General features: G+C 68.5%; 11 protein-coding genes. All 11 read left to right on the top strand.

The window, feature by feature from the left end:
• Positions 1-418: 418 nt before the first annotated feature.
• Positions 419-1183 (top strand): ABC transporter ATP-binding protein, encoded by a 765-nt coding sequence (locus ABT130_RS27840; RefSeq protein WP_350960081.1) that lies wholly within the window; start codon positions 419-421, stop codon positions 1181-1183.
• Positions 1180-1890 (top strand): ABC transporter ATP-binding protein, encoded by a 711-nt coding sequence (locus ABT130_RS27835; protein ID WP_350960078.1) that lies wholly within the window; start codon positions 1180-1182, stop codon positions 1888-1890. Before ABT130_RS27840 ends, ABT130_RS27835 begins: the two co-directional genes overlap by 4 nt.
• A gap of 7 nt (positions 1891-1897) precedes the next feature.
• Complete coding sequence (locus ABT130_RS27830) at positions 1898-2797, top strand: branched-chain amino acid ABC transporter permease (protein WP_350927153.1); 900 nt, start codon at positions 1898-1900, stop codon at positions 2795-2797.
• A complete protein-coding gene (locus tag ABT130_RS27825) occupies positions 2794-3813 on the top strand; it encodes a branched-chain amino acid ABC transporter permease (RefSeq protein ID WP_350960075.1) in 1020 nt (339 codons plus the stop codon). The genes ABT130_RS27830 and ABT130_RS27825 overlap by 4 nt, the downstream gene beginning before the upstream one ends.
• A gap of 35 nt (positions 3814-3848) precedes the next feature.
• Positions 3849-5171 (top strand): ABC transporter substrate-binding protein, encoded by a 1323-nt coding sequence (locus ABT130_RS27820; protein ID WP_350960072.1) that lies wholly within the window; start codon positions 3849-3851, stop codon positions 5169-5171.
• A gap of 10 nt (positions 5172-5181) precedes the next feature.
• The gene (locus tag ABT130_RS27815; protein WP_350960070.1) at positions 5182-6003 is read left to right on the top strand and encodes an SDR family NAD(P)-dependent oxidoreductase; all 822 of its coding nucleotides are present in this window, start codon (positions 5182-5184) and stop codon (positions 6001-6003) included.
• Positions 6004-6261: 258 nt separating this feature from the next.
• On the top strand, positions 6262-6801 hold the full coding sequence (locus ABT130_RS27810; protein ID WP_350927161.1) for a TetR/AcrR family transcriptional regulator: 540 nt from the start codon (positions 6262-6264) through the stop codon (positions 6799-6801).
• 509 nt (positions 6802-7310) lie between these two features.
• A complete protein-coding gene (locus ABT130_RS27805) occupies positions 7311-7433 on the top strand; it encodes a hypothetical protein (protein WP_350960067.1) in 123 nt (40 codons plus the stop codon).
• A gap of 59 nt (positions 7434-7492) precedes the next feature.
• Entirely contained in the window at positions 7493-8068 is a 576-nt protein-coding gene (locus ABT130_RS27800; protein ID WP_350960064.1) for a biotin transporter BioY, read from the top strand.
• 43 nt (positions 8069-8111) lie between these two features.
• Entirely contained in the window at positions 8112-8786 is a 675-nt protein-coding gene (locus ABT130_RS27795; protein ID WP_350927167.1) for an energy-coupling factor ABC transporter ATP-binding protein, read from the top strand.
• Complete coding sequence (locus ABT130_RS27790; protein ID WP_350960062.1) at positions 8786-9388, top strand: energy-coupling factor transporter transmembrane component T family protein; 603 nt, start codon at positions 8786-8788, stop codon at positions 9386-9388. The genes ABT130_RS27795 and ABT130_RS27790 overlap by 1 nt, the downstream gene beginning before the upstream one ends.
• The last annotated feature ends 3 nt before the right edge of the window (positions 9389-9391 follow it).

Here is a 9391-nt window from a genome sequence, read left to right as displayed (position 1 = left end):
GGCCGTGGCCATCGCGCGACCTCGGCGTGCCGTGTGCACCTTTAGAAATGAGGTTTTCATTCATCACCTCAAAGCCTTGTCTGGCAACCCTGCTCAGAGTCCGACCCGTAGTCGTTGCCGGAGAAATATAGGCTTCTGAACTGGCTAAACATGACACTTCTTGTCAGGCGGCCGGGCTACGGGACTTCACTGTATAGAGTCCCCGGAAACCTTGACGAAACAAGAATCCTGTTTCAGGATCGGACGCAACCCGATCGCCGGACCGGCGAGGGCACCTGGTGAATCTCACCCCCTTAGACGTCGTCCCCGTCGACTCAGATGTCCCGACACGTGCCCGATTCGACAAGTGTCATCCAGGAAGGGGCGGTTCCATGATCGCCTACAGTCCACCCACCCCCCAAAGCAGCGGAGGCCGTTCATGAGCCTCCTTGACGTACAGGACCTGACCTTGAGGTTCGGCGGTGTACGCGCCCTGGACGGCGTGTCCTTCGCCGTGCAGGAAGGCGCCCTCGTCGCCCTTGTCGGCCCCAACGGTGCCGGGAAGAGCAGCGTGTTCAACTGCGTCAGCGGCCTTTACCGGCCGAATGACGGCAGCATCGAGTTCGCCGGCGAGAACATCCTCACGCTGCCCTCCCACGCGCTCGCCTCCCGCGGGATCGGACGGACCTTCCAGAACCTCGCCCTGTTCCCGCGCCTGACCGTGCTGGAGAACGTGCTGCTCGGCGGCCATACCGCGCACCGCTCCAACGTCCTGGCGTGCGCCCTGCGCTGGCCGGGGGAGAGGCGCCGAGAGCGGGAGGCGCGAGGACGCGCCCTGGAGGTGCTCACCGAGCTCCGGCTCGCCCATCTGGCGGACCAGCCGGCGGCGGGGCTTCCCTTCGGCACGCTGAAGCGCATCGAGATCGCCCGCGCCGTCATGAGCGGCCCGCGCCTGCTGCTGCTGGACGAGCCCGCCGCGGGCCTGACCCACGGCGAGGTCGAGGAACTGGGCACGACGATCCGCTCGCTCCGGGAGACGCACGGGCTCACGGTGCTCCTGGTGGAACACCACATGGGCCTGGTCATGACCATCTCGGAGAAGGTGATCGTGCTCAACCTCGGACAGGTCATCGCCCAGGGGCCGCCCGGAGAGGTGTCGACGGACCCGGCCGTGGTCGCCGCCTACCTGGGAGCCGCCGCATGACCGCCGCACTGGCCGTCACCGGCCTCACCGCGGGCTACGGATCGCTCATCGTGCTGCGGGACCTGACCTTCCATGTGGAACCCGGCGAGATCGTCGTCATCCTGGGGGCGAACGGCGCGGGCAAGACCACCACGCTGCGCGCGCTCAGCGGCGAGATCCCGGCAGAGGGGACGATCGAACTCGCCGACCGGCAGGTGGGCGGGCTCCGCGCCGACCAGCGGGCCCGGCTCGGCATCGGGCACGTGCCCGAGGGACGTGGCACCTTCGTGGACCTCACCGTCGAGGAGAACCTGCGGCTCGGCGCCTACCACCGGCCGGCGCGGGAGGTGCCCGGCGCGATGGAGCGCTGGTTCGAGGTCTTCCCCCAGCTGGCGGAGCGACGCGGCCAGCTCGCGGGCAGCATGAGCGGAGGCGAGCAGCAGATGCTCGCGGTGGCGCGGGCCCTGATGGGCGCACCGAAGCTGCTGCTGCTGGACGAGCCCTCGATGGGACTGGCGCCGATGCTGGTCGCGGAGCTGTTCCGGAGCCTGGCCGAGATGAACAGGCAGACCGGCACCGCGATGCTCCTCGTCGAGCAGAACGCCGAACTCGCGCTGTCGATCGCCGACCGCGCGTACGTGCTGGAGCACGGCCGGATCGTCTCGACCGGCACCGCCGAGGAACTGCGCGGCGACGACTCCATCCGCCGGGCCTACCTGGGAGTTTGAGACCGCAATGGAACTGCTGATCCAGCGCCTGGTCGACGGAACGTCGAACGGGTTTCTCTACGGGGCCGTCGCACTGGCCCTGGTGCTCATCTATCGCTCCACCGGACTGATGAACTTCGCCCAGGGCGAGATGGCGATGTTCAGCACCTTCGTGGTCTGGAAACTGGCGGACCAGACCCTGGGGCTGGGGCTCGCCCTGGTCGTCGCCATCCCGATCGGCATCCTCTTCGCCTTCCTGCTCGGGGCGGTCATCGAACGCGTCGTGATCCGGCCCTTCGAGGGAGGGACCAACAACCACCTCAGGCTGCTGATCGTCACGCTCGGCCTCTTTCTCGCGATCAACGCCCTGGCCGGATACATCTTCAGCACCGACACCGAACGGCTGGAGTCGCCGTTCCCGGACGGAGGGCTGAACCTCGGCGGCGTCAACATCAGCTACCTGGAGATCGGCACGGTCGTCGTCTTCCTGCTCGTGGCGCTGCTCATCCGGCAGCTGTTCATGGGCACGAAGCTCGGCCTCGGCCTGCGCGCCGCCGCCATGAACCCCTCCTCAAGCCGCCTGGTCGGGATCGACGTGAGCCGGATGATGATGATCGGCTGGGGGCTGGCGTCGGCGATCGGAGCCCTCGCGGCGGTCCTGGTGGCACCGGTCGTGTTCGTCAGCACGAACATGATGGCCACCCTCCTGCTGTACGGATTCGCCGCGGCCGTGGTGGGCGGCTTCGAGAGCGCGCCCGGTGCCCTGGTGGGCGGCGTGCTGGTGGGCCTCATCCAGTCCCTGTCGGCCGGTTACCTGCCCTTCATCGGTAACCAGCTCCAGCTCGCGACCGCGTTCGCGGTGATCCTTCTCGTCCTGCTGATCCGCCCGCAGGGGCTGTTCGGCCGAGTTCCGGTGGAGCGGGTATGACCACAATGCGAACGACAGTCAGCGCGGCGCCCTGGCTCGCCGGCCTGGTCCTTCTCTTCCTGGCCCCGTTCGTCCTGGGAGTCACCGGTATCCGGGGCCTGCTGGAGGTGCTCTTCCTCGCCGTCGCGGTGATGAGCCTCAACCTGCTGACCGGTTTCAACGGGCAGCCGTCGATCGGCCACAGCGCGCTGATGGGCCTCGGCGCGTACACCACGGCGCTGGCGGTGCAGAACTACGGCTGGTCCTACTGGACGGTGCTGCCGCTCGCGATCCTCATCGCCGCGCTGGTGGGCGCGGTGGCCGGCATTCCGGCCCTGCGGATCCGCGGCATGAACCTGGCGCTCGTCACGATGGCGCTGGCCCTGGTGTTCCCCCAGATACCGGTGCGCTTCACCGACTGGACCGGCGGCACCGCCGGGCTGACCGTCGACCGGAACCTGAGCGCCCCCGCCTCGCTGGGCGTCTCCGACGTCGCGTGGCAGTACTGGGTGCTGTTGACGATCACCGCGCTGGTCTTCCTGCTCATCCGCAACGTCATGCACAGCTCGATCGGCCGCTCTCTCATCGCGATCCGCGACCAGCACGTGGCGGCGCACACGGTGGGCGTCAACGTCAAGGCGACGAAGGTGGCCGTGTTCGCCGCCAGCGCCGCGGTGGCCGGCGTGGCCGGATGGATGTTCACGGTCGCCAACCAGTTCGTCAGCCCCGGCGACTTCACCGTCCTGGTGTCGATCAACCTGCTGCTCGGCATGGCCATCGGCGGATCGGGAACCCTGGTGGGCCCGATCCTCGGCGCGGTGTTCCTGCACTACGTCCCCGAACTGCTGGCCGCGGCCGGCGTCAACCCCCAGCTCACGCCCGCGGTGTACGGCGTGCTGCTGATCCTGCTCACCTTCTTCCTGCCCCAGGGCCTCGCCGGAGGCGCCAGGACCGTGATCCAACGGCTCCGCGGGCCGCGTGGCGGCGCCGTCACGCCGGAGAAGGAACCCAGCTCCCCCCGTCCCGTCGCCGCCTGACTCCGGCCCTCCGCGCACCACCCGAAGGAGAACCGATGACCCACAGATCTCAGGTACGGCTGCTCGCCGTCATGGCCGTGCTCTCCCTTTCCGCCACGGCCTGCGGCGGCAGCGCCATCTCGGCCGCGGGCGCCGACCGGTCCGCGCCCGCGTCCAGCGGAGCGGCGGCCGGTTGCCCCGACAACGGCACCGAGGGACTGACCGACACCACGATCAAACTCGGCGTGTCGCAACCGATGTCCGGACCACTCGTCGCCGTCGGCGGGGGCTTCGTGGTCGGGATGAACGCCTACTTCAACTACGTCAACAGCAAGGGCGGCATCCAGGGGCCGGACGGTAAGAGGCGCAAGGTCGAACTGATCGCCAAGGACGACCAGTACGTGGCCACCAAGACCAAGGCCAACGTCTCCGCGCTGATCTCCCAGGACAAGGTCTTCGCGATGCTCGGCCTGTTCGGCACGTCCGGGAACCTGGCGGCGCGGCCGTTGCTCGCCAAGGAGTGTGTGCCCTCCTTGTTCCCCACCTCGGGAGCGCCCGAGCTCGGCAACCCGGACTACCCCTGGGGCGGGCCCGCGGGAAGCATCTCCTACCTGCTGGAGGCCAAGGCGACCGGGGAGTACCTGAAGTCGGTCAACCCGAACGCCAAGGTCGCGATCCTGCACCAGGAGGACGACCTCGGCCGCGCCTACCTGCAGGGTTTCAAGAAGGGCATCGCCAACTCGAACATCGAGATCGTGAAGACGGAGTCCTTCGAGTCCACCGATCCCGACGTCGCCAACCAGATCACCAGCCTGGCCGCGTCCGGCGCCGACACGTTCTACGACATCGCCATCGGCCTGCAGGCGATGCAGGCGCTGAACCACGTGCACGCCAGCGGGTGGAAGCCGCGCATCCTGCAGGCGGCACAGCTCGGCCTGTCGCTGCTCAAGAAGCTGCAGCCGGGGGCGGGTGACGGCCTGATCATCTCCACCACCGCCTACGACCCCGACCTGCCGGAGAACGCCGACCTACCGCAGATCAAGCTCTATCTGGAGTGGTTCGAGAAGACACCCGGGCACGAGAAGCAGGTGCCGTCCACGGCCGTCGGCGGCTGGACGGCCGGGATGCTCGCGACGTGGGCGATCGAGCACGCCAAGACCATGGACCGGGTGGGCGTGATGGAGTCGGCGCACAACATGGAGGTGACCGAACCGACCATCTACCTGCCGGGTGTGAAGGTGCGCACCGGCGACGGCGACGACTACCTGATCGAAGGGGTCCGGCAGCAGCGGCTGGACCGTGCCGCGGGCAGGCTGGTCCCCATCGGAGAGGTGCAGGACTTCGACGGCACCACCAGGTACGAGAAGATCACAGGTTGAGGTCCCCGTCATGTTGCTGACCGGATTCGAGGGCAAGGTCGCGCTCGTCACGGGAGCGGCGCGGATGCGATCCATCGGCCGCTCCATCGCCCTCGGCCTGGCCGGGGCGGGTTGCGACGTCGCCGTGACCGGCACCGACCGGCCACCGGAGGCGTTTCCCGAACACGAGCGGAACGCCGGGTGGCAGGGGCTGGCCTCGGTCGCGACGGAGATCGCGGCGCTGGGACGGCGGTGCGTGACCATCACGACGGACGGGGCCGCGAACGAGGAGAACGCCGGCCGTGTCCTCGACGAGGCCGTACGAGGGCTCGGCCGGGTCGACATCCTCGTCAACAACGCGGCCGCGTCCCGGGGCGCCGACCGGGTGAGCGTGGCGGGGCTGGATCCGGCGGTGTGGGACACCGTGATCGGCACCAACCTCACCGGCTCCTTTCAGCTGAGCCGGGTGGTCGCGCGGCACCTGCTCGCCAGGAAGGAGGGTGGCAGCATCGTCAACATCTCGTCCATCGGCGGCAAGCTGATGGGGGCCAGGACGGCCGCGTACTCCGCCTCGAAGGCGGGACTGCACGCGCTGACCTCGGCGATGGCCCAGGAGCTGGGGCCGGAGGGGATACGCGTCAACGCCGTGTGTCCCGGGATAGTCCGGACCTCCCGGCTCGACGACCTGCCGGACGAGGCCTGGGATCGCATCATCGAGACCACGGTGCCGCTCCGGAGGGCGGGTGATCCCGGTGACGTGGCGAACCTGGTCGTGTTCCTCTGCAGCGACCAGGGCTCGTGGGTGACCGGGCAGGCGTGGAACATCGACGGAGGCCAGCTGACGATCCACTGACGAAGGGGCGGGTGGCCGGTGGCGGGGCGAGGGCCGGCCACCGGCCACTTTGAACCCGGAGTTCTCCCTCTTTGTGAACCAGGCAACAAAGAATTAACCCTGTTCACTCAGTCTGATCAGATCAACCAGTGAAATAGAGCTGTATTCTAGGTCAGTGTCCAGCGGGTCGAGGGGGAACTGCCGGTGATTACTGACGTTTCGGGTCCGGTCGCGCCCGAGCTGCTTCGCCGAGATCAGCGTGAGCGCCGGGAGCGAATCGTGCGCACCGCGCTGCGAAGCCTCGCGAGTAGTGATTACGAACGGGTCAAGGTGTCCGACGTGGCCCGGGACTCGGGTGTGGCGCTGGGCACGCTCTACAGGTACTTCACCTCCAAGGAGCATCTCTTCGCGGCCGCGTTCCGGGAGTGGCAGGAAGGGCTCAAGCGCAAACTCGACAAGTCCGCCCCTGCTGGAGAAACGGAGCGCGAGCGCATCGGTGATGTGCTTCATCGCACGGTTCGCGCGTTTCAGCTGCAGCCCCAGTTCTATCGGGTTCTCATCGTGCTGGAGACGGCGTCCGACCCTTATGTCGCGGACATCTACCACTCGCTCGACGGGATCTTCGTCGACATCGTGAGATCCGGGTTCGCGAGCGAGGAGGCTCTGGACGAGGACCACCAGGCGATTTTCAGCGTCCTCACGGCCGTCCTCAACGGGGAGCTGCGCGCCTGGATCATGGGACGCCGGACCATCGACAACGTGTACAAGGCCATCGACGACGCGATTCGCCTGATCTACGAGTTTCCGGCGGGACGCTGAGGAATTCCGGGCCGGAGAGGGCGTGCGCGGGATTCGGGGTAATGTAATCGCTCGTACGCCGACCGGTCGTTGAGCCGAGAATCCCCGGGGTGTGGTTCACGACGAGACTTCCATCGGGTCGTGAAACGCAATCGGCTCACTCTCCGGGAAGCGTCTGATTCGCGGGTTCCCGGGTACGCCGCGCCATGGCCTGCCATCTCTAGATCGACGGACTGAGTGGTCTGTCACTTGTGCGTGGCGATCCGTATGGAGACACGGGCGCGGTCATGCCGGTTAAAGAGAAAACAAGGTGAAAGATCGGGGCGGGTTGAGCCGTCGATCGCACCGCGCGATATGACGAGACGCGAGAGGATCGTCGATATCTCGGCGCACCTGTTCGCGGCCAACGATTATGCCGATACCGGCTGCGCCGAAATAGGTGACGAGATCAATCCGGCCGGTGGCGCACCGTACCACCACTGCGGTTCGAAGGACGTCGGACCGGCCACCGGGCCGCGGGAGAGGCGAACATGACGCTGGACCGCATCACCGGGATTCTCCCGCCCGCCATCCCGGGCGGCATCGAGCCGGCACCCGGTTCGGAGGCCGAGTCGAAGCGCGGCCGCGGGTTTCCCGCCACGGCGAACGGCTGAGGGGGCTCACCCCGAAGGCCCTGGCGTTTCTGGGATGACCAGCGGATATCGTGTCTGATGTGTCAGAGTCCCGCTCCCCCCTGCCCGCTGTCGATCTTGCTCGTACGGTCGTCTTCGCCGCCTTCATCGCGGTGCTGGGCATCTTTCCCGGAATCTACGTCGGCGGTTCGAGCGTCCCCATCGTGATCCAGAACGCCGGGCCGTTGCTGGCCGGCAGCATCCTGGGCGCGCGCCGTGGCGCCGCGTCCGTCGCGCTGTTCCTCGGGCTGGTCGCGATCGGCCTGCCGCTGCTCTCCGGCGGGCGGGGTGGTATCGCCTCGTTCTCCGTGCCGAGCAGTGGATTCCTGATCGGCTGGGTCCTGTCGGCGCTGGTCGCAGGTCTGATCGTGTCGCGCGCCAAGCGCGTCGGACTGCCGGTGCTGCTGCTGGCCAACGCGGCCGGGCTGGCCGCCGACTACCTGATCGGCATCCCGTTCCTCGGCGTGTACATCGGAGACCTGCCGGCGGCCGCGCTGCAGTCGCTGATCTTCGTGCCGGGTGATCTGCTCAAGGTGGTGGCCGCCTCGCTGATCGCCGCCGTGGTGCATCGCGCCCTGCCGGGCCTGTCGGCGAGACCGGCGACGCGGACCGGATGATGCTCGCGATCCCCCGCTCCCGGACGAGGCGGAAGACGGCTCCGTGATCGAGTTCGAGGATGTCGGGCACAGCTACGGCGAGCGGGTCGTGCTGTCCGGGGTGAACCTCCGCCTGTCCGAGCGGCGGGTGGCCTTCGTCGGCGCGAACGGTTCGGGAAAGTCCACCCTGGCCCGCATGATCAACGGCCTGGTGCTGCCGAGCACCGGCCGGGTGCTGGTCGACGGGCTGGACCCGAGTCGCAAGGGCCGTGAGGTACGGCGGCGCGTCGGGTTCGTCTTCACCAATCCGGACAGCCAGATCGTGATGCCGACCGCGGGCGAGGACGTCGCCTTCTCCCTGCGGCGCAGCGGGCTCTCCGCCGGGGAGCGTGCCGCGCGGGCGGCCGAGATCCTGGCCGAACACGGGCTCGGCGGCTACGCGGACCATCCCGCGCACCAGCTCTCCGGCGGCCAGAAGCAGCTGCTCGCGCTGTGCGGGATGCTCGTGCTCGACCCCGACGTGCTCGTCTGCGACGAGCCGACGACGCTGCTCGACCTGCGGAACAAGAGGCAGTTCTGCACCCTGCTCGCGGGGTTGAGGCAGCGGGTCGTGCTGGTTACCCATGATCTTGACCTGCTCGGCGACTTCGACCGGGTGATCGTGCTCGACGGGGGCCGCGTGGTGGCCGACGACGAGCCGGACCCCGCGCTGCGCCACTACCGGAAGCTCGTCGGCTGATGGTGGGCGGATGGTACGAGCCGGGATCGAGTCCGCTGCACCGGACACCGGCCGGCTGGAAGTTCCTCGCCCTGTTCGGGCTCGCGGCGGTGGTGTTCGTCCTGCGCTCTCCGGTGTGGCTCGGCGGGATCTGCGCCGTCATGGTCCTGGGGTACGCGCTGGCACGGGTCTCGCCCGGGCGTTGCCTGCGGGTCGCCCGCACGCTCGGGGTGCTGGTGGCGTTCATGTTCGCGCTGCAGTGGTGGTCGCTCGGCCTGGACGCGGCCGTGCTGGTATGCCTGCGGATCGTGGCCGCGCTGACCGCGGCGAACCTGTTCACGATCACCACCAGGGTCGATGACGTGGTGTCCGCCGTCGAGCGCGGGCTGCGGCCGCTGCGGCGGTTCGGGGTGCGTCCGGACCGGATCGGCCTGCTCGTCGGGCTCACCCTGCAGTCGGTGGCCGTGCTGTCCAAGATCGCCGCTGAGGTGCGCGAGGCGGCGAAGGCCCGCGGGGCGCAGCGCTCGGTCATCGCGTTCGCGGTGCCGTTCCTGATCCGTACCCTGCGTCACGCCGACGAGCTGGGCGAGGCCCTCGCCGCGCGCGGCGAGGGCGACCGCTGAGCC

The sequence above is a fragment of the Streptosporangium sp. NPDC001681 genome (assembly GCF_040298085.1).
GTDB lineage: Bacteria > Actinomycetota > Actinomycetes > Streptosporangiales > Streptosporangiaceae > Streptosporangium.
This window is presented reverse-complemented; position numbering and strand designations above follow the sequence as displayed.